The sequence below is a fragment of the Sphaerisporangium dianthi genome (assembly GCF_042654065.1).
Taxonomy (GTDB): Bacteria; Actinomycetota; Actinomycetes; order Streptosporangiales; family Streptosporangiaceae; genus Sphaerisporangium; species Sphaerisporangium dianthi.
Map to the genome: position 1 here is coordinate 444,828 of NZ_JBHSFP010000002.1, position 25,157 is coordinate 469,984.

Genomic DNA, 25,157 nt, shown 5'->3' on the forward strand with positions numbered 1-25,157 from the left:
GCCCGGCCGGCCGCGAGACGCCGGCGTGGCCTTCGGGCGGTGTCAGGCGTCGAAGAGGTGGAGGCGGTGGGCCGTGGCGGCGGCCTCGCCGCGCGAGGAGACGCCGAGCTTGGCCAGGATGTTGGAGACGTGCACGCTCACCGTCTTGGCCGAGATGAACAGCTCGCCGGCGATCTCGCGGTTGCTGCCGCCGGTGGCGACCAGGCGGAGCACCTCGCGCTCGCGGGCGGTGAGCCCGAGGCCGGCCTCCTCGGAGGCGGACGGGGCGGGGACGGTGGCCTCGGGCGCGCCGACCTGGACCCTGGCCCGCCGGGCGAAGGAGTCGATCTCGGCGCCGAGCGGCACGGCGCCCAGCCTCGCGGCGAGATGCGCCGACCGCGACAGCCGCCCGGCCGCCTCGTCGCGCTCACCGGCGGCGAGCGCCGCCTGCGCCGCGCCGAACAGGCACCGCGCCTCGGCGTACGGCTGGCGCAGCGCGGCCCAGGCGTCCACGGCCTTGTCCCACGCCGGACGGTCGGAATGCCCGCAGATGCGGGCCGCCTCGGCGGCGAAGGTCAGGCTGTGCGCCTCCTGCAAGGCGCCCTGGACCTCCAGTCGCCCGGCGAGCGCCCGGAGCTCGCCGAGCAGCGGGCCCGCCGCGCGCAGGCACGTGATGAGCACCGGCCAGGCGTAACGGGGGCTGGCGGCCAGATCTTGCTCGCGCAGCGTCTGGGCGACCAGCTCGGACGCCTCGCCGTCGCGGCCGCGCGCGATCAGCAGTTCGATCTCTCTGCGAAGGTGGGGCAGGATCGCCTGGTCGCGGTAGGTGCCCATGGCGATGACCTTCGCCGTGGCGTGGAAGAGCGCCTCGGCCCGCTCGACATCGCCGCGGGCCATCATGATCTCGGCGGCGAAGCCCTGCAGGCTGGCGCGGTAGGGCGGCGGCGGCACGACCTCCACCCCGCGCTCGATCACCTCCAGGGCCTCGTCCCAGCGCCCGAGCGACATCAGCGGCTCGGCCAGGTTGATCGCCAGGAACGCCCCGGAGGTGCGCGCCAGCCCGTACGCCTCGGCGTCGGCGATGCCCCTGCGGGCGACCTTGGCCGCCTGCTCGTGCCAGCCCGCGCCCTCCAGCGCGTCGGACTCGGAGATCGCGGCCCGCATGAGCGCGTTGTAGGTGCCCGCGCGCTCGGCGATCTCTCGCGCCCGCGCGAACGCGGCCACCTGCACCTCCATCTGGGAGTACTGGCACTGCGTCCAGGTGAGGGTGATGAGCGCGTTGGCCTCGGTGCGGGCGTCCCCCACCTGCTGGGCGACGTGGATGGCCTCCTCGGCGAGGCGTTCTTTCTCGGCCCAGGTGCCCGGGTCGTGGAGCATGCGCGACAGGGTCTCGAGGATCTGGGCGCGCAGCGACGAGGGAGGGTCGGCCGGGACCAGCCCCGCGGCCTCGCGCAGGTCGTCGATGTGCCCGGCGCGGCCGAGGTCGTACCGGGTGAGGCCGCGCTGGCGCAGCAGCTTGGCCGCGCGCAGTGGGTCGGTCGCGGGGTCGATCTCGCGCAGGGCGGCCTTGGCCAGGGAGATGCTGCGCTCGAACTCGCCGGCGAGGTGCGCCACGGTGGTGGTCTGCCGCAGCACGTCGATGTAGTCGTGGCCCACGCGCTCGGCGGCGCCGGGGACGGTGTCCCAGAGCTCGAGCACGCGGGTGAGCATGCGCAGCTGCTCGTCGAAGGCCGCCGACTTGCGCGCCGCCGCCGCGGCGCGCCACGCGGCGTTCAGCGCGCAGGGAGCGTCGTGCGCGGCGTACCAGTGGTAGGCCAGCTCGATGGCGCCGCGCGTGCCGGGCAGCAGGGCGGGGTCGTGCTCGAGCGCCTTGGCGAAGCGGGTGTGCAGGCGGGCGCGCTCGCCGGGCAGCAGGTCGTCGTGGACGGCCTCGCGGATCAGCGCGTGCCTGAAGGCGTACCCCTCGCCGTCGACCAGCAGGACGTTGCCCGCCACCGCCGGGCGCAGCGCGCTCGACAGCGCGCCGTCGTCGAGGCCTGCCACCGCGGCCAGCAGGCTGTGCTCGATGCGCGCGCCGCCCGCGCTCGCCACCCGCAGCAGCTCTTGGGTCTCTTCGGGGAGGCGCTCGACGCCGGCCAGGAGCAGGTCGCGCAGCGACTCGGGCATCGGCCCGTCTTCGCCGCCGCTGAGCAGCGCCTCGACGAACAGGGGGTTGCCCTCGCTGCGCGCGTAGATCACATCGACGTCGAGGGCGGTCGGCTCGCGGGTGAGGATGCTCGCGGCCTGCTGGACCACCTCGCGGCGGGTGAGCCTGCGCAGTTCGAGCCGGGTGACCCAGTCGATGCGGGTGAGCTCGGCGAGCAGGGGCCGCAGGGGATGGGTGCGGTGCAGTTCGTCGGAGCGGTAGGTGACCAGCGTCAGCACGCGGGTGTCGGCCCGCTGGTAGCGGGTGAGGAAGGACAGCAGATCGCGGGTGGAGCGGTCGGCCCAGTGGGCGTCCTCGATCACAAGGACGGTCGGCCCCTGCTCGGCGAGCCGCTCTATCAGGCCGAGGACCTGCTCGAACAGCCGGGCGCGCGCCTCGGGCCCCTCGTCGTCGGGTTCGCCGAACTCGGGCAGCAGCCTGGCCAGCCCGCGCGTGCGGCCGCCGGGCAGCAGCGCGGCGACCCCGTCGTGCCCGAGGTCGCGGGCGAGCCGCCGGAGCACCGCCGTGAACGGGGCGAAGGGCAGGCCGTCGGTGCCAAGCTCGAGGCAGCCGCCGACGAGCACGCGGGCCTCGCCGGCCCGCTCGGCGAACTCGCGGATGAGCCGGCTCTTGCCGACGCCGGCCTCGCCCCCGATGAACACGGTCGTCGCCGCCCGGGAACGCACCCGGGCCAGGGCGTCGAGCAGGAAGGTCAGCTCGGCCGCCCGCCCGACGAACAGCGGGCTCACCTGGCCGCTCACGCCGCTCACGCCGCAGCCCCCGCTCGCGCGACGGCCCCCGCTCGCGCGACGGCCGCCCGCACCCGGGGGAAGGGGCGGTTTCGGCGGGCCGTAACGGCACCATCGCGACCGGTCACGTCAACACCGTCTCAGCCACCCGACCAGCATGCCATCTCGCGCCGACATTTCCCCACCGTGTTTTCGGCCCTCGGCGGGGACGGCGGTGCTGACCGGAAGGGGGCGGGTGATGGCCGTAGAGTGAGGACCATGAGCCCGAAGATCGCGACCGCGGACGCCGTCACCCGTGACCAGCTTCTCGACTTCGTCCGCGACCGCCATCACGCCCTGCTCATCACGACGCGGCGCGACGGCGGCCCCCAGGCGTCCCCGGTGACCTGCGGCGTGGACGATCTGGGCCGCATCGTCGTCTCCACCTACCCAGAGCGCGCCAAGTCCAAGAACGCCCGGCGCGACCCCAAGGTGAGCATCGTGATCCTGTCGGACGACTTCGACGGTCCCTGGGTCCAGATCGACGGAGCCTGCGAGGTCCTCGACCTGCCGGACGCGCTGGAGCCGCTGGTCGACTACTACAGGGCCATCGCCGGCGAGCACCCCGACTGGGACGAGTACCGCGAGGCGATGCGGCGCCAGGGCAAGTCGCTGCTGCGCATCACCCCCGCCAAGTGGGGCCCGGTCGCCACCGGCGGCTTCCCCCCACGCCTCGCCTGACGTCCCCACCCGGAAGTCGCGCCGCAGGTGACCGGCTCGGCGTCGGGGGGGTTTGCCTGGCTCGGGGGTGGGTCATGGGTCGCTACGAGGGGCTTTCGTAGCTGAGGGGTGTGGGACGTGAGGACGACGCCCGCCGAGGAGGACGAGGGGACCGGCGTCGTGCCGGTCACCGTCGTGATCGCGACCAGGAACCGGCGGGAGGAACTCCTGCGCACGCTGGGCCGTCTGCGCGCCCTCCCCGAGCGCCCACCGGTGATCGTGGTGGACAACGGCTCGTCCGACGGCACCGCCGGCCGCGTCCGCGCGGACTTCCCTGAGACCGAGGTGATCGGCCTGTCCCGCAACCTCGGCGCGCCCGCGAGGAACGTGGGAGTGCTGGCCGCCCGCACGCCCTATGTCGCCTTCAGCGACGACGACTCCTGGTGGGAGCCCGGCTCGCTGCGACTGGCCGCCGAGACCTTCGGCGCCCATCCCCGCCTCGGTCTGGTCGCCGCCCGCATGCTGGTGGGGCCGGGGCTGGTCCCCGACCCGATCAACGCGATGCTGGCGGACACGCCGCTGCGCACGGGCCCCGGCCAGGCGGGGCCGCCGGTCCTGGGGTTCTTGGCCTGCGGGTCGGTGGTTCGCCGCGAGGCGTTCCTCCAGGCCGGAGGGTTCAGCCCTGTGCTGTTCTTCCCGGGCGAGGAGCAACTGCTGGCCTACGACCTCGCGGCGCTCGGCTGGGACAGGTGCTACGTCGCGGGCGTGGGCGCCGTCCACGAGCCGTCCCCGCTGCGGATGCCGCCGGCCGGCCGGCGCCGGGTCCAGGCGCGCAACGCCCTGCTGACCGTGTGGCTGCGCCGCCCTGCCCGCGTCGTGCTGCGCGAGACCGCGCGGCTGGCCGCCCGCGCGCCCCGCGACCTCTCGTGCGGCCTTGCCCTGCTGGACGCCCTGCTCCGGCTGCCCCTCGTCGTCGCCGGACGCCGGCGGCTGCCCGCGCACGTCGAGGCCGCCGCGCGGCTCCTGGAGTCCGGCGCGCGGCCCGGCGGACGTTCCGGCACCCCGATGGCGGGTCTTTTCTCGCACAGGGGAGCATACAAATATGGGCATTACATCTGATTCATGCACTTACTGCGACATTCTTGAAGGGCGGACCGAGGCCACTCTTGTCTTCCAAGACGAGGTGGTGATCGTCGTCATGGACGAGAACCCGGTGAACCCCGGACATGCCCTCGTGGTGTCGCGCGTTCACGCCGCGGGGCTGGAGGATCTGGACGAGGAGGTCGGCGCGCACATGTGGCGCCTGGCCCAGCGGGTGGCGCGAGGGCTGCGCCGCTCCGGGCTGCGCTGCGAGGGCGTCAACATCTTCGTCGCCGACGGCGAGGCGGCGCTGCAGGAGGTCTTCCACGCCCACATTCACGTGTTCCCGCGCTTCGAGGGCGACAACGTGGTGCTCGACGCCGACTGCGAGCCCAGGGAGCGCCGGCTGCTGCTCAACGAGGCATGGGCGCTGCAGAAGGCCATGAAGCCCCTGGCCGGGACGGCCTCGGCGGAGATGTTCCCGCAGCGCGCCCCGGCGTCGTGAATTCGCGCGGCATCGGTTCGGCGATCATGCGTGTGCCGTCCGGGCCGGCATTTTCATTAACCCATGGAAAGACTTGACGGGGTCTTGACTTAATGGCACTTAGCGGGGCGATCGTCGGATATTCCGCATACGCACCGGCTACCATTCCTGTGATCCGAAATTGATTCGGCGACCGATCTGGCAGGGTGGGGAACGGGCGTGTCCGAGCGCAACGAAGACGGGGGCCGGGCGAAGAACGAGCAGGCCGGCCTGCCTCCCGGGATCGATACGAGCAGACCGAGCGTCTCGCGCGTCTACGACTACTTCCTGGCCGGCAAGGACAACTTCGCCGTCGACCGGGAGGTCGCCGAGATGGCCTTGCGCATCGCCCCCGACGCCAGGGACGCGGCGCGGGCGAACCGGGCCTTCCTGCGCCGCGTGGTGCGCCACCTGGCGGCCGATGAGGGCATCCGCCAGTTCGTCGACCTCGGGTCCGGACTGCCCACGCAGGGGAACGTCCACCAGATCGCCCAGCGGATCGACCCGTCCGCGCGGGTGGTCTACGTCGACAACGATCCGATCGTGCTGACGCACGGCAGGGCGCTTCTGGCCACCAACGGCACCACCACGGTCATCCAGGCCGACGCGTGTGATCCTGAGGCCGTTCTCGCCGACCCCACGCTGCGTGAGTTCATCGACTTCAGCCAGCCGATCGGGCTGCTGATGTTCAGCATCCTGCACCACATCAACGACGCGGACGACCCGGGCGGCATCGCCCGCACGCTGCGGGACGCGCTCCCCTCCGGCAGCTTCCTCGCCATGTCGAACTTCTGCAACCCGGGTGAGGAGAACCCCGAGGCCTCCAAGCAGGCCCTGGCGGCCGAGAAGCTCTTCAACGAGCACATGGGCACCGGCCGGTGGCGCACCCGCGAGGAGCTGACGGGCTTCTACGGCGACTTCGAGATGCTGGAGCCAGGGCTCGTCCCGCTCGCCGAATGGCGTCCAGAACCGGGAGACGAGTGGGAGACGAGCCTCACCTACTACACCTTCGTCGGCGGCGTCGCCCGCAAGCCCTGACACACCCCTGCCGCCCGGTCCTCCCGAGGGCGACCGCGACAATGGGCGTGAGGGGGGCGTGAGGGGGGATCGCATATGCGGGTGGCCGTGCTGGGGTTGGGCGCCATGGGCCGGGCGGTGGCCGGACGGCTGCTGGCCCAGGGGTATCACGTCACCGTCTGGAACCGGACGCCGGGCAGGGCGGCCGAGGTCGTCGAGTCGGGAGCCGTAGAGGCGCCGTCGCCTCCGGAGGCCGCGCGGGACGCCGAGGCGGTGCTGATGTCCCTCACCGACGATCACGCCGTCCTTTCGGTGATGGAGGCACTGACCGGTCCCGGCGCGCGGTCCCGGGACACGGCCGGCGCGGGCGTCGTGGTCGACATGAGCACCGTCTCGCCGGAGACCTCGCACCGCCTGCTCGCGATGGCCCCCGGGCGGCGGTTCCTCGCGGCGCCGATCCTCGGCGGGCCGCAGGCCGTGCTGAGCGGGTCCGCCGGAGGGCTCGTGGGCGGTGACCGGGCGCTGGCCGAGCGCCTGGAGCCGGTCTGGTCGCGGCTGTTCTCCACCCACTGGTACTGCGGAGCGAACCCCGGGGACGCCTCGGCCTTCAAGCTGCTCAACAACTACCTGCTGATGGCCGGAGTCGCGGTCACCGCCGAGGTGGTCGCCACCGCCGAGGCGGCCGGACTGGACAGGACGCTGCTGCGCGAGGTCCTGCACAGCTGGCCCACCGTGGCGCCGGGTCTGCACAACCGGCTCGACGACATCATCGCCGGGCGCCACGAGGGATGGTTCGCCACCAGGCTCGGCGCCAAGGACGTCCGGCTGCTCGCGGAGGTCGCCGAGTCCAGCGGCGTCGCGCCGCCGATCGCCCGGCTGGTCGAGCGGCGCTACGAGGAGGCGGCGTCCAGCGGCTGGGGCGACGCCGACATCACCGCCGTCGTCGAACTGCTCCGCCGCCGTCCTCAGACCCCTGACGCCCCGGCCGCCGACCCGCGGGCGGGGTATCGTCCGCCGGCCGACTAGCGCCTGCCGATGGTGGCGAGGAAGTCGAGGGTGCGGCGGGTGAGCAGCGCGGCGGCGTCGGCGTCATACGACGGCAGGCTGCTGTCGGCGAAGAGGTGCCGGTCGCCCGGGTAGAGGAACAGCTCACCGTGTCCGGTCGAGGTGAGGAGGGCGCGGGCGGCGTCGAGGTCTCCTTCGCCGGCGAAGATCGGGTCGGCGTCCATGCCGTGGACCTGGACAGGCAGGTCCGCGGGCCATGAGATCCCGAACTCCGAAGCAGGCAGGCAGGACTCGAAGAGCAGTGCGCCACGCGCGCCCGGCCGGGTCTGCGCGAGCTTCTGGGCCGGCATGACGCCGAGGGAGAAGCCGGCGTACACCAGTGCGTCGGGCAGTGCGTCGGCGGCGCGCACACCACGCTCCAGGAAGTCGTCGAAGCCGATCTTCGCCGCATAGGCCAGGCCGTCGTCCAAGCCGGCGAACGTATGCCCGTCGTAGAGGTCCGGTGTGTGCACGGTGTGCCCGGCCTGGCGTAGCTCCTCGGCGAAGCCGAGGAATCCGGCCGTCTGCCCTTGAGCGTGGTGGAACAACAAGACCTCGGCCATGTGGCGGCTTCCTTCCGAACGAGCGCTGCTGGAACGAACGAGAAATCCCGAATGATTGACGATGTTAGACTAATCGGATTATGTCGACCAACCCTTCGGTTCCGGACTACGACCTCGCCGAGGTGATCGAGCTCAGCACCCCCGAGCAGGTGCGAGCCATCGGCGATCCGCTGCGGACCACGATCCTCGGTCTCCTGCACGAGCGCGCCGCGACCGTGACGGAGCTGGCCACCGCGGTCAAGCGCCCCAAAGGCACGGTGGCGCATCACGTCAACGTCCTGGCCGAGGCCGGGCTGCTGCGCGTGGTGCGGACCCGGCGAGTGCGGGCGATCGATGAGCGCTACTACGGCCGCACGGCCCGGATGTTCTATGTCGGCGTCGGCCGGTCTCCCGGCAGCGGCCCGCTCCCACTGGACTTCAACGACTTCGAGGTCGCGGCCGAGGAGTCCGCCGCCGCCTATCAGGCTCACCAGTTGTGGGCGTTCATCCGGCACGCCCGGATCTCGCCGGAGCGGGCCGCGGAGTTCTGGCACCGGATCAAGGACCTGGTCCAGGAGTTCGATCAGGTTCCCCGGTCCGGCGAGACGACCTACGGATTCGCCGTCGGCCTGTATCCCATGACCGGCTACCCGAGTCTTCCGGCCGAGAAGAGCTGACGCATGCGGTCTGGCGGCGTCAGCCGGAGACGCGCAGGACGGCGGCGCCGGTGACGCGGTCGGCCGCGAGGTCGGTCAGGGCCCGGTCGGCGTCGGCGAAGTCGTACGGGGCCGTGGTCACGCTCAGGGGCTCGCGGGTGGCCAGCTTGAGGAACGCGCGGCCGTCCTCGCGGGTGTTGGCGGTGACGCTGCGCAGCGTGCGCTCGTAGAACAGGTGCTCCTCGTAGTTCAGCGAGGGGATGTCGGTGAGGTGGATGCCGGCCACGGCGAGGGTGCCGCCCTTGTCGAGCGCCTTGAGGGCCACCGGAACCAGGTCTCCGACCGGCGCGAACAGGATCGCGGCGTCCAGCGGCTCGGGCGGGGGGTCGTACGCCTCGCCGGCCGAGGCCGCTCCGAGCTCCAGCGCCAGCCGCCGGGCCTGCCGTGAGCGGGTCAGCACGTGCACCGCCGCGCCCTGCGCGATCGCCACCTGGGCGACGAGGTGGGCGGAGGCGCCGAAGCCGTAGACGCCGAGGCGCCCGCCCGGCGGCAGGCCGGCGCGGGCGAGGGCGCGGTAGCCGATGATGCCGGCGCACAGCAGGGGGGCGAGCTGCTCGGCGGGCATGTCGCCGGGCAGCTCGTAGACGTAGTCCTCCAGCGCGGTGACGTACTCGGCGTACCCGCCGTTGACGTCCCAGCCGGTGTAGGCGGCGTTCGGGCACAGGTTCTCCGAGCCGCGCAGGCAGTAGCGGCACTCGCCGCAGGTGGAGTGCAGCCAGGCGACGCCGACCCGGGCGCCGATCGGGACGCGTTCGGCGCCGGCGCCCTGGGCGACGACCCGGCCGACGACCTCGTGGCCCGGCACCGTGTCCGGCCGCTTCGGCGGGAGGTCGCCTTCTGCGAGGTGCAGGTCGGTGCGGCAGACGGCGCAGACCTCGACCTTGACCAGCACCTCGCCCGGAGCCGGCGCGGGGACGGGCAGCCGCACGCGTTCGAGCGGCTCGCCGTGCATGGGCCCGGGGCGGCGCACCACCCAGGCGGTCATCGTCTCGGCCATGCCTCCATGGTCACACGCCGTCCCCGCTCTGACGGGCGCGGGCCGTTCCGGTCTCCGGCCTGGCGGGCGCGGGCGGGCCGGGCCCCGCGGTCGTCCTTCGCCTGGTGCTCTGGTCTGCGGGTTTAAAACTCTCACACGAGGAAGCGAGGTACCAAGGACCACATCAGCCAGAGGGGGAAGGCCACCGATGGACGCCATCGTGCTTCTGAAGGACGACCACAAGACCGTCGAGAAGCTGTTCAAGCAGTTCGAGAAGGCGGGAGAGAAGGCATACCAGGAGAAGCGGAAGATCGTCGAGCAGGTCGTCCACGAGCTCACCGCGCACGCCTACATCGAAGAGACGATCTTCTACCCGGTGGCCCGCCAGGACGTCCCCGACACCGAGGATCACGTCCTCGAGAGCGTCGAGGAGCACCACGTCGTGGTGTGGATGCTGTCGGAGCTCAAGAACCTCGACCCGCAGGACGAGCGGTACGACGCCAAGATGACCGTCCTGATGGAGAACGTCCGCCACCACGTCGAGGAGGAGGAGCAGGAGTGGTTCCCGAAGGTGCGGGAGGCCCTGGGCCGCAAGAAGCTCCAGGAGCTCGCCGAGCAGATGGAGAAGGCCAAGGCCGACGCCCCGGACAACCCGCTCGACCTGATCAGCGCCCGGCAGTAGCGTGAAGCGGCTCGGATCGCCCGCGAGCGGTCCGGGCGCCCGCGAGCGGCTTCGAGCACGCGGCTCCGGGGGGACGCCGATGGCCGCCGGCGACGCGGCGGCCTCGGCCGTGTCCCACCTGGTTCGGTGTCGTCAGTGCCGCTGGAACGGGGTGATGCCCCAGCGGTGGGCGACGCTCTCGCCGGGGGCGAGGCGGATGAGGTCCTCGCCGGTGCCGAAGGCGTTGGGCGGACAGCTCATCGGCTCCACGGCGAGGCCGCCGCGCCGGTGGTCCCCGGCCAGGGTGTCGCCGGTGAAGAGCTGGAGCCACTCGACGCCCTCGCCTCCCCACAGCTCCACGCCCCGCGTGCCGTCCGCGGTGGCGAGCCGCACCCGGACCAGCCCGTCGGCGTCGCGGCCGAGCCCGGTGAACGCGGTGTCCAAGGAGACCTCGCCGATCGGGCGTGCGGCGCGGAAGTCGTACTGGGTGCCCTCCACAGGGCGCCTGCCGACCGGGATCTTGCGCTCGTTCACGGCGACCCACTCGGCGGCGGGCACCTGGAGCACGGTCTCGTCGAGCGGCTCGCCGACGGTGAGGTACGGGTGGGCGCCGAAACCGTACGGCGCGACGTTGTCCCCGCGGTTCCGCGCCGCGATCTCGACCGTGAGGCCGGAGCCGTCCAGGGTGTAGGAGACCGACAGGTCGAGAATGTGCGGGTAGCCGGTCTGCGGGAACAGCCGCAGGCCAAGGACGATCGACCCCTGGTCGCGCGAGACGACACGCCAGGGCAGGGTGCGGGTGAAGCCGTGCGCCGCGTTGCCCCACTTGGGCTCGGTCAGCGCGAGCTGCCGCTCTTGGCCGTCGAAGGTGTAGCGCCCGTCCTCGACGCGGTTGGGCCAGGGGAGTAGGGGCACCCCTGCCGACCCGGGAGGGGTCTCGTGCTCGGAGTAGCCGGTGATGAGCGCGCGGCCGTCGTGCGTGAGGCCGCGCAGCCCCGCCCCGACCTCGGTGACGACGGCACGGAAGCCGTCGGCCTCGATGGTGTGCTGCTCTCCGGTGGGCGCGATGGTCGTCACCCGCCAATTCAACACCATCCTCCCCACCAGCGGCCGGTGGCCCCGGTACGGCGGCCGGCGCCGTCCGCCGCCACCGCGGCGCCTTCATCGCGCCATCGCGCCGCCGTCGTCGCGGCGCCTTCATCGCGCCATCGCGCCGCCGTCGTCGCGGCGCCTCCATGGCCGCCACCAGGCGGTCTGTCGCCGCCATCCCGGCGCTATCGCTGCGGGCGCCTTCTCTAGGGGGATGCTGCGCTGTTAGTGAGGGGGCTCGATGGGGTCTTGTAGCGAGAGATGCGGTGTTTGTCTTGAATCAGGCATCTCGGTGCGGCGACCGGCCTTCCAGCACCACAGGGCCGGCCCCACACCGGCCGTCCGAGGGCGCACAGTCCCGGCACTGCGGGGTGTGGAAGGACACGGCATGGACGCGATCAGCGTGCGGGAGGCGACAGGCGGCACGACCCCGGAGGTCCGCGACGAAGGGGCCAAACTGCTGCGGTTGCACGGTTCTCTGGCGGACCTGGGCCTACGGGCCGAGCTGCGGGAGCACATGCCCGCGCTGCTCGTGCACCGCCCCGACGTGGGGCTGCCGCTGTGGGTCTTCGTCGGGTACGGCGGCGCCTACTTCTCCTGGCAGTCCGCCGAGAAGCGCCACCCGGTCTGCGACGTCCCGGGCGCCGCGCTGGCCCTGGCCGACTACATCACCGGCAGGATCTTCTGACCGATCCCGCTCCCGTGCCGCCGGGCGCGGGAGCGGAGCCCCCGGCGAGGGCGGGAGCGTCCTCGCCGGGGCGGAGATCAGAACAGGTCGCGCGAGGGCCTGGGCAGCACGACCTCCTTCGGCCCGCGCCACTGTCCCTCGGCCGGAGCGGGGGCGAAGTCCATGGTCGTCGCCGGCGCGGAGTCCTGGGCCGCCGCGGGCGCGGCCAGCGGCAGCCGGATCCGGCTGCTCGACAGATCGACGGTGACCGTCGCCGAGGACGACTGGTCGGTGATGGTGGCGTCCGCGTCGCTCCCGGCCAGGACGACCGCGAGCCGGTGGCCAGGCTTGACGAGGTGGTCGGCCGGCAGCGTGTCCCAGGTCAGGCGGTACTCCTTGCCGGGCGTCAGGTCCTCCGAGGTGGTGAGGGAGCGGCGGTTGCGGGCGTCGAGCCAGCCGCGGGCCACGATGTCCACCGGCCGGCGCGTGGTGACGGTCTCGGTCCGCCGGTAGCAGGCGTCGTCGTCGGTCGTGCTCTCGCCGTGACAGCTCTCGCCGGTCAGGGTCCTGACGCCGCCGGCGGAGTCGTAGAAGTCCAGCCGCTCGTCCTCGCCGTAGTCGACCACCAGGGCGGTCAGGCTCACCCCCGGCCGGTCCACCTTGGCGCGAATGCCCACCTCCGGGGTGCCGGAGAGCCGCACGGCCCGCTTCAGCGGCGGGGTGAGGAACACCAGCCGGTTCGGTGAGGCGGCCGTCGGGTCGGAGACCATGTGGTCCTCGGTCTGGCCCGGGTCGTCGGTGAAGCTCAGGGTCGTGCCCGCGCGCGCGGGCAGCAGCCCGAGGCTGCCCTGCCCGTCCTGGCCGGGGCGCAGCCACAGCGGCAGGTTCAGCGAGCGGGACGGCCAGTCGGCCTGCTTCACCCACTGTGCGGGCGCCACCTGCAGGTCCACCTTGGGCTGCCGCAGGACGCCGGTGTCGATGCCGTGGAGCCACTGGTCGAACCAGGCGTGCAGCGTGTCGACCCATTCCTCGCGCCGGTAGTCGAACGGGTCGACGTGCCCGTACTGCGACAGCCACAGTTTGCGCGGCACACCGCGCTCGGCGAGGGCCTCCCAGTAGGTGCTGAAGTGGTCGGCCCTGACGTTCGTGTCGCCGAGCCCGTGCACGGCGAACACGCTGGCCCGCACCTTGCTCACGTCGGCCAGGGTGCCCTTGAGATAGTCGCGCTCGGCCCAGAAGGCGTTGTAGTCGCCCGTGGCGTCCTCCTGGCCTTCGTGCAGGCGTTGCCGCATGGAGGCGCACTTGGCCGGCGGGTCGGTGTCGATGTCCTCCGCGAGCCACGGCATGTAGTCCTCGGTGTAGAGCACCCCGTTCATGCGGGTGTAGCGGTACCAGCTGCTGATCGCCGAGATGGGGACGATGGTCGAGAGCCCCCGGACGCCGGTGCCCGCCACCGCGATGGGCAGCGTCCCGTCGTAGGACTTGCCGACCATGCCCACCTTGCCGGTGGCCCAGCTCGCCGTGGCCGGGCTGCCGTCGGGGTTGTAGCCCTTGGCCCGGCCGTTCAGCCAGTCGATCACGGCCTTGCCCGCCGCGATGTCGGCGGCGGCGCCCACGTCCGGGCAGCCGTCGGACTTACTGGTGCCGAGCATGTCCACCAGCAGGACGGCGTACCCGCGCGGCACGAAGTAGTTGTCGTAGAACAGCGGGAACTTGGCCGGCAGGCCGGAGGCGTCGTACCGCTTGCGCTCGGCCTCGTTGCCACGCCCGACGGTGTCGTAGTACGGGCTCTCGTCCATGATGACCGGGACCTTCAGGCCTCGCTCGGTCTCCCTGGGCCGGACGACGTCCACGGCGGCCAGGTCCTTCCTGCCGTCCCCGTCACTGTCGACCGGGGTCTCCACGCTGATGTGCTCGCGGACGGCGTCGGCATAGGAGAAGACGGCCTGGGTCCGGCCGTCGACGACGCTGATGCGGGGCGCGGCCCGGGCGGCGGCCGCGACGCCGCCGGTCGAGGCGGTCAGCGCCAGGGAGATGCCGATGGCGCCGAGCAATCTGGACGATCGCCGCAAGGTGTACCTCCGGGGGGTGCGCGCCGATCATGTTCAGATCACTGTTATCCCAGTTGACAAAATATGTAAATAATGTCTTATGTCTGGATCGATGGCCGGTAGGGGGCGCCGGTAGGCCGCCCGCCGCTGACGGGCCGGGCGCTCATCCTCAGGGGCGGGCTCGGGTCAGGACGGTCGTCCACAGGGGCAGGCCGGGGTCGGGGCGCCCGCGAGGACGGGCTCGGCTGGTCGTCCACAGGGAAGGCCGTTCGACTTCGGAGGGGTGCGGGCGGCTCATAGAATGACGCGATGACCTCCATCGACGATGGCCTCCGAGCATCCGACGCATTGCGGGTCCTCGGCCGCGTGTTCGGCTACGGGTCGTTTCGCGAGGGCCAGCAGGAGATCATCGACCACGTCGTCGACGGCAACGACGCGCTGGTGCTCATGCCGACCGGCGGCGGCAAGTCGCTGTGCTACCAGATTCCCGCGCTCGTGCGGCAGGGCACCGGCATCGTCGTCTCGCCGCTGATCGCCCTCATGCAAGACCAGGTCCACGCCCTGACGGCGCTCGGCGTGCGGGCGGGGTTCCTCAACTCCACCCAAGACCCCGACGAACGCCGGCAGGTCGAAGGCGCCTTTCTCGCAGGCGAGCTCGACCTGCTCTACCTGGCCCCCGAGCGGTTGCGGGTCGACGCCACGCTGCGGCTGCTCGACCGGGGCTCCATCTCGCTGTTCGCCATCGACGAGGCCCACTGCGTCGCCCAGTGGGGGCACGATTTCCGGCCCGACTACCTCGCGCTGTCCATGCTGCACGAGCGCTGGCCCGACGTGCCGCGCATCGCCCTCACCGCGACCGCCACCCCGGCCACCCACGCCGAGATCGCCGCGCGGCTCAACCTGGGCGACGCCCGCCACTTCGTGGCCAGTTTCGACCGGCCGAACATCCAATACCGCATCGTCCCCAAGAGCGACCCCAAGCGGCAGCTCCTCTCGTTCCTGCGCACCGAGCACCCCGGCGACGCCGGCATCGTCTACTGCCTGTCGCGGGCCTCGGTCGACAAGACCGCCGAGTTCCTGGTCGCCAACGGCATCGCCGCCCTGCCCTACCACGCGGGGCTCGACGCGCGCACCCGCGCCGGCAACCAGTCGCGCTTCCTGCGCGAGGACGGCCTGGTCATGGTCGCCACCATCGCGTTCGGCATGGGCATCGACAAGCCGGACGTGCGTTTCGTCGCCCATCTCGACCTGCCCAAGTCCGTTGAGGGCTACTACCAGGAGACCGGCCGCGCCGGGCGCGACGGCCTGCCCTCCACCGCCTGGCTCGCCTACGGCCTGCAGGACGTCGTCCAGCAGCGCAAGATGATCGACACCTCCGAGGGGGACGACGCCCACCGCCGCCGCCTCGCCTCGCATCTCGACGCCATGCTCGCGCTGTGCGAGACGGTGGAGTGCCGCCGCACGCGCCTGCTGGAGTATTTCGGGCAGCAGGGCACCGCCTGCGGCAACTGCGACACCTGCCTGACTCCGCCGGAGTCCTGGGACGGCACCATCGCCGCCCAGAAGCTGCTGTCCACCGTGGTGCGCCTCGCGCGCGAGCGGCGCCAGAAGTTCGGCGCCGGTCAGATCATCGACATCCTCCTCGGGCGCATGACCCCCAAGGTCACCCAGCACGGGCACGACTCGCTCACCGTGTTCGGCATCGGCACCGAGCTGGGCGAGGCCGAGTGGCGCGCGGTGGTGCGCCAGCTGCTGGCCCAGGGGCTCCTGGCGGTCGAGGGCGACTACGGCACCCTCGTGCTGACCGAGGAGAGCGGTGAGGTGCTGGGCCGCCGCCGCCAGGTGCCGATGCGCCGCGATCCCGAGCGCCCCGCCCGTGCCGCCGCCAAGGCGGCCAAGACCGCCAAAGGCGCCCCCTCCGCCGACCTCCCCGAGGAGGCCGTGCCCGTCTTCGAGCGGCTGCGCGCCTGGCGGGCGGCCACCGCGAAAGAACAGGGCGTCCCCGCCTACGTCATCTTCCACGACGCGACGCTGCGCGAGATCGCGACCCTGATGCCGTCCTCCCTGGACGAGCTGGGCAAGGTGAGCGGCGTCGGCGAGAACAAGCTCGCCAAGTACGGCCAGCACATCCTTGACACGCTCGCCGCCTAGACCATCCCCAAGCTCCCTGGGCTCCAGAGACCGCACAGGCGGTGCGTCATCGCTGGAATGACCGCGCCGGCCTGTGCGATCTCTCGCTCTTCCGTCACGGTCTTCACATCGCCTTGGCGGCCGTCACCCAGTCAATGTGATGTAAATCACACTATTGACGTAGGTGGGTTGTCTGATCACTTAAGGTAGCGGTGGACGTGTTCCGGTAGCCCATCAATCTCTTGAATCTCAGACATCACTTTGGACATAAGAGTGCTTGAAGACATCAATTGCATTGATGATCTCAGTGAGTCTCCCGCAGGAATACGGGTCATGACTACGGTTCGTCGTCGTTGACGCAGGTCGGCTCTTGTGCGGAATCCGGCGCGAACTCGTATCGTCATCTGCTAGATGCAAGATCTCCTCGCGGCTGAGGTGTCACGCTGTTTCTCTTCGCGAGCGAGCGAGCGAAAGGACTGATGTGGCAGGTCAACGCCGTAAGAGTCCTAAAGGGTCCGGGCAGCATGCTGCCGTCCCGAGACATCGTCAGTTGCTCCGCTCAGGCACCTGGTTGATCACCGCCTCGGCGGCCGGTGGAGCAGCGACATGGGCCGCGAAGGCACCTGGAATCTTCGCGGCCTTGCTGCGCGTGTCCCTCGGTATCGCCATGTTCTCGGCGGCGATCGTGATCATCGTGGTCGTCGCCGCCTTGTTCGGTGCCGAGCGAAGGGCCTATGGCCGGCTTCTGTACCTGATTCAGACTGTGGCCTCGATCTTCACCGGTCGTGTGCGCCCCAACCTCAAACTGATCGAGGAATTCGACACCCCCGAAGTGAAGATCAGACCGTCTGCCTACGTCGCGGGGAATCCGTACGACGGCATACTTGAGGACCTTCAAAGTGCCCTCACGGAACTCGAAGCGGCCAATCAGAGACACAAGACAGCTCTTACGGCCCTTCAGATGGTCCTCATTCAGGGGGGTGCCACCAAGGAGCACGCCGACATGCTGGCCGAGTTGCTGTCCACCAGCGAGACCCGGCGGGAACCGGCCGAGCCCGAACTTTCCGACCGGGGCGATGCCGAGAGTCCGCACGTGGGCTGACACCCTGCTCTGTGAGCCTGATGTCCTCCCTGTCTGATCGAAACCCCCGCCGCGTTGCGCGGCGGGGGCTCGGCGTGCGGGCCGGGAAGGTTAGGCGATCTTGGTCCAGCTGTGGCCGATGAGGTTCTCCCTCGTCACCTCGTCGAGGTAGTCGCGCACGCTGCCGCCGCCGATGCTCACCGGAGCCCAGTAGTGCCCCGCCCGGAACTTGCCGCGGTAGCTCGTCCTGATCCAGACGTTGAACGACATAGTGATCTTGCTGTGGTTGAGCGAGCGCACCACGCAGTAGATGCTGAAATTGCCGGCCGCGTTCCGCTTCTGCGTGCCGCAGGAGGCGCCGCGCGGCTTTGTTACGAAACGCACCTTGGACACGATGCCACGCGGCAGATCGGTCGCGAGAACGAGCCTTTCGTCATCTATTTCATTCGGATTTGTAACCTTGTAGGTATACCGAACGGGCCATCCCCTTCGTATCGCTTTAGGGTACGACACCGTGACCCGGGACCTGAGCTGCGTGACCGTCTCCGTGGCCGAGGAAGTCGCGGCGGAGGAGGCGGAGGTGGTGGTGGCGGCCTGGGCGCTTTGCGGCGCGAGCAGGGAAAGGCCGGCGGCAAAGGCGATGGGCACGAGAAGTCTGCGCATGAATGGTGCTCCTGGGGGGACGCCGAAACGCTATGCATCGTGTATAACGAGCATAAGTTCCGGAGGTTCCCCGAAGCAGCGCATTTTTTCCCGCTCTATGTTCGGCCTGGTGGAGGCCGCCGAACCGCCGGCAGGCCCGCGGCGGCCGGAGCGCTCACGGGCCGTCGGAGCGCTCACGGGCCGTCGGCCGACGACCGCCCCGCCTCGACCGGCGAGGCGGCGCTCCGCGTCCAGGGCAACGCGGGCAGGCCGTGCCGGGTGCGCAGGAACATCCAGAACACCGGCGAGGCGAGCAGGACGCCGATGAGCACCCAGACGGTGGCCAGGGTGCCGACGCCGAACATCTTCAGCGCCGAGGCGAGCAGGACGAACGCCAGCGCCCGGCGGATCAGCCCGCCGGGGGCGCGGGAGGAGATGCGCGAGCCGATGTACACCCCCGGGATCGACCCTGCCAGCAGCGCGACGGTGACCGAGAGCTTGAAGTCTCCGAAGAGCAGGTGCCCGAGCGCCGCGGACATGACCAGCGGCACGGCCTGCACCAGGTCGGTGCCGACGAGCTGGTTGGCCTTCAGCATCGGGTAGACCGCCAGCAGCGCCACGATGATCAGGGAGCCGGAGCCGACCGAGGTCATGCCGACCACCAGCCCTCCGATGATCCCGATCACGACGGTGGGCAGGGGACGCACCGTGACGGAGGAGGGCAGCGCGGTCGCGGCGGGTTCGCCCGGCTCGGCGGTGCGCCTGCCCGTGGCCGCGGTGCGGCGCTCGGCCCGGTCCCTCATCGCGAGGTAGCCCCGGATGGCGAGGCCGCCCGCCGCGATCAGCAGCGCGACGCCCAGCGCCTTCTGGATCACGTCCTGGACGTCCTTGCCGTCGCCGAGCGCCTTGGCGATCAGCACCCCGCAGAACGCCGCCGGGACCGACCCCGCGCACAGCCAGGCCACCAGCCTGAGGTGGACGGTGCCCCTGCGGAGATGGACCAGGCTGCCGACGGGCTTCATCACCGCCGCCGCCACCAGGTCGCTGGAGACGGCGGCCAGCGGCGGGACGCCGAAGAACGTCACGAGCATGGGCGTCATGAGGGCGCCGCCGCCCATGCCGGTGAGGCCGACGACGATGGCGACGAGGAACGAGCCGATCGCCATGGTGTAGTCGAAATCCACCCGCATACCCTACCAAAACCATCGGAATATGGCCTTATATCCGATGGCAACGCGCCCGGCCCGTCGCGGGGCCGGGCGCGCACTACGGCGCTAGCGGACGCAGCCGGCGAGTTCGGGCCGGTCGGGCGTGGTACTGCTCGCGCCGAAGAACAGCCGGGCGCAGTCGCCGAGGAAGCGCGCGTTCTCCTCGGGGATGTAGTGCCCGGACTCCGGCGCCACGACCGGCCGGACGTCGTCGGCGACCAGGCGGAAGGAGTCGGCGACGCCCGGCCCGAACGAGTACTGCCCGCCCATCGCCAGCACCGGCATGGACAGCCGCCTGCTCGCGTTCGCCTTGTTGTTCTCGGCGTCCGCGGGGAACGCGCGGTAGTACTCGTACCCGGCCGTGCGCCGGGCGGGGTCGGCGTAGGCGGCGTAGTAGACCTCGCGGTCGATGTTCTCCGGGCGGTGGCTGAACTGGAACATCATGCCGAGATAGGTCGGGACGTCGTCGTTGTCCATGATCGTCTCGGGGATGGGCGCGGGCGACATGTTGAAGCGGAAGTGCCAGCTGATCCCGTAGAGCTCCTCCAGGCCGAAGCCGGCCAGCGGCGTCTCAAGGACGGCGAGGCGGGTCACCTCGCCGGGGAAGTCGCGCGCGTACGGGTAGGCGATCAGGGCGCCGAAGTCGTGCCCCACGAGCTGCACCTGGGTGAAACCGAGCCGGTTGACGGCCTGCCGCACCCGCCGCGCGGTGGTCGCCTTGTCGTAGCCGCCGGCCGGGATGCCGGAGGCCCCGAGGCCCGGCAGGTCGATGGCGATGACCGTGTGGTCGCGGGCCAGCTCGGGCATGACCTTGCGCCACATCCACCAGGTCTCCGGCCAGCCGTGCAGGAACACCAGCGCCGGACCCGACCCGCCGCGCACGTAGTGGACGAAGCCGCCGTCGACGGCCACCCGGCCGTGGACGAAGCCCGGCGCGAAGCGGGCCGGGCCCTCGGTCGGCTCGACGGAGCCGCGGTCGGCGCCCGCGGCCGTCGTGAACAGCGCCATGACCAGGACGAGAAGGGAGCCGACCGCGCCCACCCGTAACCTCTTGAGTCCTCGGCGCCGTGCCGGGGTATATGCGGTGCTTTCCTGCGGCGACATGATGATGCCCTTCCATCAGGGGAACCGCGGACCGTTCCATGCGTCTCGAAGGCAGGGGTGGCGCGGGCCGCGGCGGGTCGAATCATCGATCAGCGTACGGCCGCCCCGGCTTCCGTGCCCTGCCCTTGTGGACGGCCGTGCGCGCTGCTCGTTCGAATGGACGGATGAAGCCTTCACGACCGGGACCGCCCTGTCTTCTTCCATCGTGCTCGACCCGCTGGTGAACGCGCCGCAAGGCGCCCTGTGAACCCCGGAAGGCCCGTGCGGCCGGTCAGGCGCCGACGGTGCCGTCGATGCCCTCGCGCAGGAAGTCGGCGTGCCCGTTGTGCCGGGCGTACTCGTGGAGCATGTGCAGCATGACCAGGCGCAGCGAAACGTCCTGGCCCCACCTGACCTGGTGGCCGGTCACCTCCAGCGACGCGGCCTCCTTCTCGATGCGGCGCGCGTGCTCGACCTCGTCCTGCCAGGCGGCGAAGGACTCAGGCCAGCCGGCGGCGCTCGCGTCATAGGCCACCTGGTAGTCGCCCTCGTCGGACCAGACCAGCGGGACGTCCTCGCCGTTGATCACCCGGCGGAACCACGCGCGCTCCACCTCGGCCATGTGCCGCACCAGGCCCATCAGGGACAGCGTGGACGGCGGCATCGAACGGCGGCGCAGCTCCTCCTCCGACAGGCCGTCGCATTTCATGGCGAGGGTCGCGCGCTGGTAGTCGAGGAAACCGCGCAACATCTCGCGCTCTTCCGCGATCACGGGCGGGGGGATCCGTTCGGTGGCCACTCGCGTTCATTCCTTCCGATGTCAGAGCGCGAGAATACGCCGCGACACCGTCCCTCTCCGAACCGGTCCCGGCGTCGGTGGTCATTCGCCGCGCCGGGCGCGGGCGCGGCGTTTGCCCTCGTGCATGGCCTGGACGCGGGCGACCGGGATGGTGTGCCCCTGCTCGACGAGGTCGTCGGGCAGCCGCTGCGGCGGTGGCATCAGCTCGGCCCACGGGTCGCCGTCACCGAGAAGCCCTATCGCGGTGTGGACGGTGAAGTCGGCCGGCGATACCCGCGGCAGGTCCTCCCACGGCACGGGGAACGAGACCGGCACGCCCGGCCGCACGCGCGGGCTGTAGGCCGCCACCACCGTCGCCCCGCCGGCCCGGGTGGAGTCGACGAAGACCTTGCCCTCGCGGTCCTCGCGGATGAACGCCGTCGTGGCCAGCCCGGGGTCGACGCGCTCGGCGCGCGCGGCCAGGGCGCGGGTGGCGGCGGCCAGGTCCTCCATCGCGACGCCCTCGACCACCGGGACGAAGATGTGCAGGCCCTTGGCCCCGCTCGTCTTGACCGCACCGGAAAGCCCGGCGTCGTCCAAGGCCTGCCTGACCAGGTGGGCGGCCCGCACGGCCAGCGGGAACGCGTTCTCCTCCGGCGGGTCCAGGTCGAGGACGAGGTGGGTGGCGTGGTCGCCGCGCACCAGCGCGGGGTGGTACTCCACCGCCCGCTGGTTGGCGAACCACAGCAGCGTCCGGCGGTCGTCGCACAGCGCGTAGGACACCTGCCGGTGCGACGCCTCCGCCCACACCGAGACCGTGCGCACGAAGGACGGGGTGTACTTGGGGACGTTCTTCTGCATGAACGGCGGCTGCCCCGGCCGCACGCGGATCACCGACAGCGGGCGGTCGCGCAGCACCGGAAGGATGCGGTCGCGGACCCCGTCGAGATAGTCGACCAGGTCGCGCTTGGTCGCGTCGGCGCCGTCGAACAGCGGCCGATCGAGGTTGGTCAGCGAGACCCCGTCACGCGTCGTCTCATCGCCGGTCATCCGATCAACGATGCCGCCGCGGGTGCGCCGGGTCAACAAGGACCGCGGCCCGGCGCGCGCATCGCGCGACGGGCGTCGCCTTCGGCGGCGTCACGACTCGTCGCGCGAGGCGAACCACTCCACCCATCGGCGTTGCCAGGGCGTCTCGACGGCCCGGGGGTGGTGGTGCTCGCGCGTCCACGCGACGGCCTCGGCGGGAGACAGCCCCGCGAGCGTGCCGAGACACGCGATGACGGTGCCGGTGCGGCCGACGCCTCCGCCGCAGGCGACCTCCACGGGCGAGCCCGAAAGGGCGTGGGCGTGCAGGCGGATGACGGCACGGGCGGCCGCGTGCCGGTCCACCGGCAGCAGGAAGTCCGGCCAGCGGATCCACTCGTGCGGCCAGAAGAGGGCGTCCTCGTGGCGGCGCCGGAGGCGGGTGGAGCCGAGATACAGGCCATAACCGGGCACCGGCCCGCCGGGGAGCGGGTGGCGCAGGCCGCGTCCGCGAACCCAGACGCCGTCGGGCATTTGGATCGCACCGGAGATCGTGTCCGCCATAAGAAGATTGTCGCGCACCGTCCGCACGCGCATGACCCGGCGGGCTCCGTGGACGCGCCGGACCGGCGGCGGAGGACGTCGCGCGTCAGGTGGCGGGGAGGGGCCCGGCGAGGACGAGGCCGGCGGCGGCCACCTCGCCCGCCTGCTCGATGGAGACCCGGACGGGAAGCTCGCCGCCACCGGCCCCCGCGTCCACCTTGGCGCGGACCACGGCTCCGCCCCACAGGTCCACATACCGGGTGAAGGAGGCGTAGATCTTGACGGGGGCGACCGGCAGCGGGTGGGCGAGCGCGAGCGCGGCCTGCCGCATGGCCTCCATGAGCGCCATGCCGGGAACGTGGTCGAGGCTGTGGTCGAAGAGCACCGGGTGCGCGGGGTCCACGCGCAGCGGCCAGACGCCCTCCCGCCCGCCCGCGCGATCGAGGGGGTCGGCCGGCCCGTCATCGCCCCTGATCGCGGAGAGGTGGGCGAGGGGGCGGTCGCCGCCGTTCGTCAGCGAGAGGAGGACGCGCGATCGGTCGGGGTTCTTTCCGAGGACGACGTCGAGGGGGCGGTCGCGGCCGACCAGGCGCGGGTCGACCGGCTCGGGGAGCGGCGGTTCCTGCGCGGGACGCCCGGCCATGCTCGGCGCGCGGAGCCGGTCATGGGCCGCCCTGGACACGCAGTCGAAGCTGCCTTCGCCCATGCCGACGAGCCGGCCGTCCCGGTAGAAGTCGATGTGTCCCCGCAGCCCGGCGAGATGGCGTCCCCGGTGGCGCACCTGGCTGCGGGTGAAGCGGAGCACCAGGTTGGTGGGGCCGGGGCCGACGGCCAGCTCGGCGAGGTTCACCTCGTAGGACAGGTCCCACAGCAGGAAGATCCGGTCGAGCGGGCAGTCCAGCTCGGCGTGGCTCACCACGAGCCCCGCCTGGCGGATGGTCTCGGCGGCCAGCAGGGGATCGTGGCATCCTCCGGCCGGTCCGTAGAATCCGTGCGCGCGTGGCCACTGGGCCGCGACGATGGACGTCTTCTCGTCGAGAGGGCGCCAACCGGTGATCATCACCTCGGAGACCGCGCTGCGGTGGACCAGCCGCCGCGGGACGGTCTGCTCGAAAAGCGCCGGATCGACGGTCATATCCATCAGATCGGGTGTAGCCATGGGGTACCACCTCTCTAGAGCTGCTGCCTTCGAGGGGCTCGAAGGCGTAGAATACCGACCGGGCGGTTTTTTTAGGAGGAACTAGTTCCGCGATGGCGAAGCAGGCACGTGCACAGGCGACCAGGCAGCGCATCCTCGAAGGCGCGGCCGGGGTGTTCGAGGAACACGGCTACGCGGCGACGACGATGGCCGAGATCCTCCAGCGCTGCGGGGTGACCAAAGGGGCGCTGTACTTCCATTTCGCCTCCAAGGAGGAACTGGCCAGGGCGATCCTCGCCGCCGACGAAACCCTCTTGAGCTCGCTGGTCTCCGGCGACGCGGCGGCCCTGCAGGTGCTCATCGACGCCAGCCACGGCTTCGCCCGCGAACTGCTGGCGAACGTCATCTCGCGAGCGAGCGTGCGGCTGGCCATCGAGTACGGCACGTTCTCCGGCGGAGACTTCACCACGCACGTGCTGTGGCATGACGGCGCGCGCGACCTGCTGCTGAAGGCCCGTGAGGAGGGCGATCTGCGGCCGGAGATCGACGTGGACGCCGCGGCCGGCACCGTGGTCGCCGCCTTCACCGGCGCCCAGATCGTTTCGCAGGCGGTGACGCGCCGTCGCGACCTTCACGAGCGGCTCACCAACTTCTGGAGCCTGGTCCTGCCCGGCATCGTGCCGTCCGACCGGCTCTGCCGGTTCGATCCCGCCGGGGCCGCCTCCACCGGCCCCGTGCCGGCGGACTACACCAGGGTGTAGCCGCCGTCCACCGGGAGGGTCGCACCGGTCACGAAGGACGCCCGGTCGCTGGCGAGCCAGGCGGCCGCCTCGGCCACCTCCTCCGGTTCCGCCGTCCTTCCTTGCGGGGTCGCCGCCCGCAGTCGCTCCTCCATCTCCGGCCGCAGGGCGAACCAGGCGTCGATCATCTCCGACCTGGTCGTCCCCGGCGCGATCGCGTTGACCCTGATGTTGTGTCCCGCGTACTCCGCGGCGGCGGCCTTGGTGAGCCCGATGACCGCGTGCTTGGAGACGACGTACGGCGCCCCGACCGGGGTCGCCACGAGGCCTCCGACGCTGCTGGTGTTCACGATCGAGCCGCCGCCGCCGGCCAGCATCTGGGCGATCTGCCGACGCATGCAGTGCCACACCCCACGGAGGTTGACGTCGATGACCGCGTCGAACACCGTGTCGTCGAGCAGGTGCATCGGGGAGCGTTCCACCCCGAGCCCCGCGTTGTTGAATCCGACGTCGAGCCGCCCGTACTCGCGGACGGCCGTGGAGACGGCCCTGTCGACGTCCTCGGGACGGGTCACGTCGGCCACCGAATAGACGGCCTCGAAACCCTTTCCCCGTAATTCGTCGACCAGGTCGCCCAATTCGCGTTCTCGCCGCGCCGTGAGCACGACGGCTGCGCCCTCACGGGCGAATACCCGCGCCGCCGCCGCGCCGATTCCACTGCTGGCCCCGGTTATCAGGGCCACCTTTCCCGATAAAATACCCGACATGTACACATTGTGGCGACGGGTTCTCTGGCTGACAATATGCGCC

At 71.4% G+C, this 25,157-nt stretch carries 24 protein-coding genes; 11 read left to right on the forward strand and 13 right to left on the reverse strand.

Going from position 1 to position 25,157, the window contains the following annotated elements:
• Positions 1-42: 42 nt before the first annotated feature.
• The gene (locus tag ACFO60_RS05020; protein ID WP_380837525.1) at positions 43-2,934 is read right to left on the reverse strand and encodes a helix-turn-helix transcriptional regulator; all 2,892 of its coding nucleotides are present in this window, start codon (positions 2,932-2,934) and stop codon (positions 43-45) included.
• A gap of 237 nt (positions 2,935-3,171) precedes the next feature.
• Between ACFO60_RS05020 and ACFO60_RS05025 the strand changes: the two genes are divergently transcribed.
• From ACFO60_RS05025 to ACFO60_RS05045, 5 genes are all read left to right on the forward strand, one after another.
• Positions 3,172-3,633, forward strand: a complete 462-nt coding sequence (locus tag ACFO60_RS05025; RefSeq protein WP_380837528.1) for a PPOX class F420-dependent oxidoreductase — start codon at positions 3,172-3,174, stop codon at positions 3,631-3,633.
• 117 nt (positions 3,634-3,750) lie between these two features.
• The gene (locus ACFO60_RS05030; protein ID WP_380837531.1) at positions 3,751-4,731 is read left to right on the forward strand and encodes a glycosyltransferase family 2 protein; all 981 of its coding nucleotides are present in this window, start codon (positions 3,751-3,753) and stop codon (positions 4,729-4,731) included.
• A complete protein-coding gene (locus ACFO60_RS05035) occupies positions 4,715-5,197 on the forward strand; it encodes an HIT family protein (RefSeq protein ID WP_380837535.1) in 483 nt (160 codons plus the stop codon). The genes ACFO60_RS05030 and ACFO60_RS05035 overlap by 17 nt, the downstream gene beginning before the upstream one ends.
• A gap of 198 nt (positions 5,198-5,395) precedes the next feature.
• On the forward strand, positions 5,396-6,253 hold the full coding sequence (locus ACFO60_RS05040; protein WP_380837537.1) for an SAM-dependent methyltransferase: 858 nt from the start codon (positions 5,396-5,398) through the stop codon (positions 6,251-6,253).
• Positions 6,254-6,328: 75 nt separating this feature from the next.
• Complete coding sequence (locus ACFO60_RS05045; protein ID WP_380837540.1) at positions 6,329-7,258, forward strand: NAD(P)-dependent oxidoreductase; 930 nt, start codon at positions 6,329-6,331, stop codon at positions 7,256-7,258.
• Here ACFO60_RS05045 and ACFO60_RS05050 read toward each other — a convergent pair.
• Positions 7,255-7,902: a dienelactone hydrolase family protein gene (locus ACFO60_RS05050; RefSeq protein ID WP_380838085.1), complete on the reverse strand. Its 648-nt coding sequence runs from the start codon at positions 7,900-7,902 to the stop codon at positions 7,255-7,257. The two genes, ACFO60_RS05045 and ACFO60_RS05050, sit on opposite strands and share 4 nt — an antisense overlap.
• Before the next feature lie 17 nt (positions 7,903-7,919).
• Here ACFO60_RS05050 and ACFO60_RS05055 point away from each other — a divergent pair, with 17 nt between their 5' ends.
• Positions 7,920-8,495 carry an ArsR/SmtB family transcription factor gene (locus ACFO60_RS05055; RefSeq protein ID WP_380837543.1) on the forward strand — a complete coding sequence of 192 codons (576 nt, stop codon included), beginning with the start codon at positions 7,920-7,922 and terminating at the stop codon, positions 8,493-8,495.
• Between the two features lie 19 nt (positions 8,496-8,514).
• Here ACFO60_RS05055 and ACFO60_RS05060 read toward each other — a convergent pair whose 3' ends face one another.
• Positions 8,515-9,531, reverse strand: coding sequence for a zinc-dependent alcohol dehydrogenase family protein (locus ACFO60_RS05060; RefSeq protein WP_380837546.1), 1,017 nt, complete (start codon positions 9,529-9,531; stop codon positions 8,515-8,517).
• 187 nt (positions 9,532-9,718) lie between these two features.
• Here ACFO60_RS05060 and ACFO60_RS05065 point away from each other — a divergent pair, with 187 nt between their 5' ends.
• Positions 9,719-10,192 carry a hemerythrin domain-containing protein gene (locus ACFO60_RS05065; protein WP_380837549.1) on the forward strand — a complete coding sequence of 158 codons (474 nt, stop codon included), beginning with the start codon at positions 9,719-9,721 and terminating at the stop codon, positions 10,190-10,192.
• Positions 10,193-10,324: 132 nt separating this feature from the next.
• Here ACFO60_RS05065 and ACFO60_RS05070 read toward each other — a convergent pair whose 3' ends face one another.
• On the reverse strand, positions 10,325-11,248 hold the full coding sequence (locus tag ACFO60_RS05070; RefSeq protein WP_380837552.1) for an aldose 1-epimerase family protein: 924 nt from the start codon (positions 11,246-11,248) through the stop codon (positions 10,325-10,327).
• A gap of 400 nt (positions 11,249-11,648) precedes the next feature.
• Here ACFO60_RS05070 and ACFO60_RS05075 point away from each other — a divergent pair, with 400 nt between their 5' ends.
• Positions 11,649-11,948, forward strand: coding sequence for a hypothetical protein (locus ACFO60_RS05075; protein ID WP_380837554.1), 300 nt, complete (start codon positions 11,649-11,651; stop codon positions 11,946-11,948).
• Between the two features lie 77 nt (positions 11,949-12,025).
• Here ACFO60_RS05075 and ACFO60_RS05080 read toward each other — a convergent pair whose 3' ends face one another.
• A complete protein-coding gene (locus ACFO60_RS05080; protein WP_380837557.1) occupies positions 12,026-13,999 on the reverse strand; it encodes a Xaa-Pro dipeptidyl-peptidase in 1,974 nt (657 codons plus the stop codon).
• A 288-nt stretch (positions 14,000-14,287) separates the two neighbouring features.
• On the opposite strand from ACFO60_RS05080, the gene recQ reads away from it, so the two are divergent.
• Entirely contained in the window at positions 14,288-16,129 is a 1,842-nt protein-coding gene (gene recQ, locus ACFO60_RS05085; RefSeq protein WP_380837560.1) for a DNA helicase RecQ, read from the forward strand.
• Positions 16,130-16,679: 550 nt separating this feature from the next.
• On the forward strand, positions 16,680-17,210 hold the full coding sequence (locus ACFO60_RS05090) for a hypothetical protein (RefSeq protein ID WP_380837563.1): 531 nt from the start codon (positions 16,680-16,682) through the stop codon (positions 17,208-17,210).
• Between the two features lie 90 nt (positions 17,211-17,300).
• Here ACFO60_RS05090 and ACFO60_RS05095 read toward each other — a convergent pair whose 3' ends face one another.
• The 7 genes from ACFO60_RS05095 to ACFO60_RS05125 form a co-directional block, all read right to left on the reverse strand.
• On the reverse strand, positions 17,301-17,852 hold the full coding sequence (locus tag ACFO60_RS05095; protein WP_380837565.1) for a hypothetical protein: 552 nt from the start codon (positions 17,850-17,852) through the stop codon (positions 17,301-17,303).
• Between the two features lie 173 nt (positions 17,853-18,025).
• Positions 18,026-19,021: a sulfite exporter TauE/SafE family protein gene (locus tag ACFO60_RS05100; protein WP_380837568.1), complete on the reverse strand. Its 996-nt coding sequence runs from the start codon at positions 19,019-19,021 to the stop codon at positions 18,026-18,028.
• An 84-nt stretch (positions 19,022-19,105) separates the two neighbouring features.
• Positions 19,106-20,143: an alpha/beta fold hydrolase gene (locus ACFO60_RS05105; protein ID WP_380837570.1), complete on the reverse strand. Its 1,038-nt coding sequence runs from the start codon at positions 20,141-20,143 to the stop codon at positions 19,106-19,108.
• A gap of 271 nt (positions 20,144-20,414) precedes the next feature.
• Positions 20,415-20,921, reverse strand: coding sequence for a DinB family protein (locus ACFO60_RS05110; RefSeq protein WP_380837572.1), 507 nt, complete (start codon positions 20,919-20,921; stop codon positions 20,415-20,417).
• 81 nt (positions 20,922-21,002) lie between these two features.
• A complete protein-coding gene (locus ACFO60_RS05115) occupies positions 21,003-21,950 on the reverse strand; it encodes a DNA polymerase domain-containing protein (RefSeq protein WP_380837575.1) in 948 nt (315 codons plus the stop codon).
• A 90-nt stretch (positions 21,951-22,040) separates the two neighbouring features.
• Positions 22,041-22,490 carry a phosphatase domain-containing protein gene (locus ACFO60_RS05120; protein ID WP_380837578.1) on the reverse strand — a complete coding sequence of 150 codons (450 nt, stop codon included), beginning with the start codon at positions 22,488-22,490 and terminating at the stop codon, positions 22,041-22,043.
• 85 nt (positions 22,491-22,575) lie between these two features.
• Positions 22,576-23,628 (reverse strand): ScbA/BarX family gamma-butyrolactone biosynthesis protein, encoded by a 1,053-nt coding sequence (locus tag ACFO60_RS05125; protein ID WP_380837581.1) that lies wholly within the window; start codon positions 23,626-23,628, stop codon positions 22,576-22,578.
• Between the two features lie 92 nt (positions 23,629-23,720).
• Between ACFO60_RS05125 and ACFO60_RS05130 the strand changes: the two genes are divergently transcribed.
• Complete coding sequence (locus ACFO60_RS05130; protein ID WP_380837583.1) at positions 23,721-24,368, forward strand: ScbR family autoregulator-binding transcription factor; 648 nt, start codon at positions 23,721-23,723, stop codon at positions 24,366-24,368.
• On the opposite strand, the gene ACFO60_RS05135 is transcribed toward ACFO60_RS05130, so the two are convergent.
• Complete coding sequence (locus tag ACFO60_RS05135) at positions 24,353-25,114, reverse strand: SDR family NAD(P)-dependent oxidoreductase (protein WP_380837586.1); 762 nt, start codon at positions 25,112-25,114, stop codon at positions 24,353-24,355. The genes ACFO60_RS05130 and ACFO60_RS05135 overlap by 16 nt on opposite strands.
• Between the last annotated feature and the right edge of the window lie 43 nt (positions 25,115-25,157).

Excerpts from the sequence above, each read along its gene's own strand:
- ACFO60_RS05025 (WP_380837528.1), top strand. The coding sequence starts at position 3,172 with ATGAGCCCGAAGATCGCGACCGCGGACGCCGTCACCCGTGACCAGCTT.
- ACFO60_RS05035 (WP_380837535.1), top strand. The coding sequence starts at position 4,715 with ATGGGCATTACATCTGATTCATGCACTTACTGCGACATTCTTGAAGGG.
- ACFO60_RS05045 (WP_380837540.1), top strand. The coding sequence starts at position 6,329 with ATGCGGGTGGCCGTGCTGGGGTTGGGCGCCATGGGCCGGGCGGTGGCC.
- ACFO60_RS05055 (WP_380837543.1), top strand. The coding sequence starts at position 7,920 with ATGTCGACCAACCCTTCGGTTCCGGACTACGACCTCGCCGAGGTGATC.
- ACFO60_RS05060 (WP_380837546.1), bottom strand. The coding sequence starts at position 9,531 with ATGGCCGAGACGATGACCGCCTGGGTGGTGCGCCGCCCCGGGCCCATG.
- ACFO60_RS05065 (WP_380837549.1), top strand. The coding sequence starts at position 9,719 with ATGGACGCCATCGTGCTTCTGAAGGACGACCACAAGACCGTCGAGAAG.
- ACFO60_RS05075 (WP_380837554.1), top strand. The coding sequence starts at position 11,649 with ATGGACGCGATCAGCGTGCGGGAGGCGACAGGCGGCACGACCCCGGAG.
- recQ (WP_380837560.1), top strand. The coding sequence starts at position 14,288 with ATGACCTCCATCGACGATGGCCTCCGAGCATCCGACGCATTGCGGGTC.
- ACFO60_RS05095 (WP_380837565.1), bottom strand. The coding sequence starts at position 17,852 with ATGCGCAGACTTCTCGTGCCCATCGCCTTTGCCGCCGGCCTTTCCCTG.
- ACFO60_RS05100 (WP_380837568.1), bottom strand. The coding sequence starts at position 19,021 with ATGCGGGTGGATTTCGACTACACCATGGCGATCGGCTCGTTCCTCGTC.
- ACFO60_RS05105 (WP_380837570.1), bottom strand. The coding sequence starts at position 20,143 with ATGTCGCCGCAGGAAAGCACCGCATATACCCCGGCACGGCGCCGAGGA.
- ACFO60_RS05115 (WP_380837575.1), bottom strand. The coding sequence starts at position 21,950 with ATGACCGGCGATGAGACGACGCGTGACGGGGTCTCGCTGACCAACCTC.
- ACFO60_RS05120 (WP_380837578.1), bottom strand. The coding sequence starts at position 22,490 with ATGGCGGACACGATCTCCGGTGCGATCCAAATGCCCGACGGCGTCTGG.
- ACFO60_RS05125 (WP_380837581.1), bottom strand. The coding sequence starts at position 23,628 with ATGGCTACACCCGATCTGATGGATATGACCGTCGATCCGGCGCTTTTC.
- ACFO60_RS05130 (WP_380837583.1), top strand. The coding sequence starts at position 23,721 with ATGGCGAAGCAGGCACGTGCACAGGCGACCAGGCAGCGCATCCTCGAA.
- ACFO60_RS05135 (WP_380837586.1), bottom strand. The coding sequence starts at position 25,114 with ATGTCGGGTATTTTATCGGGAAAGGTGGCCCTGATAACCGGGGCCAGC.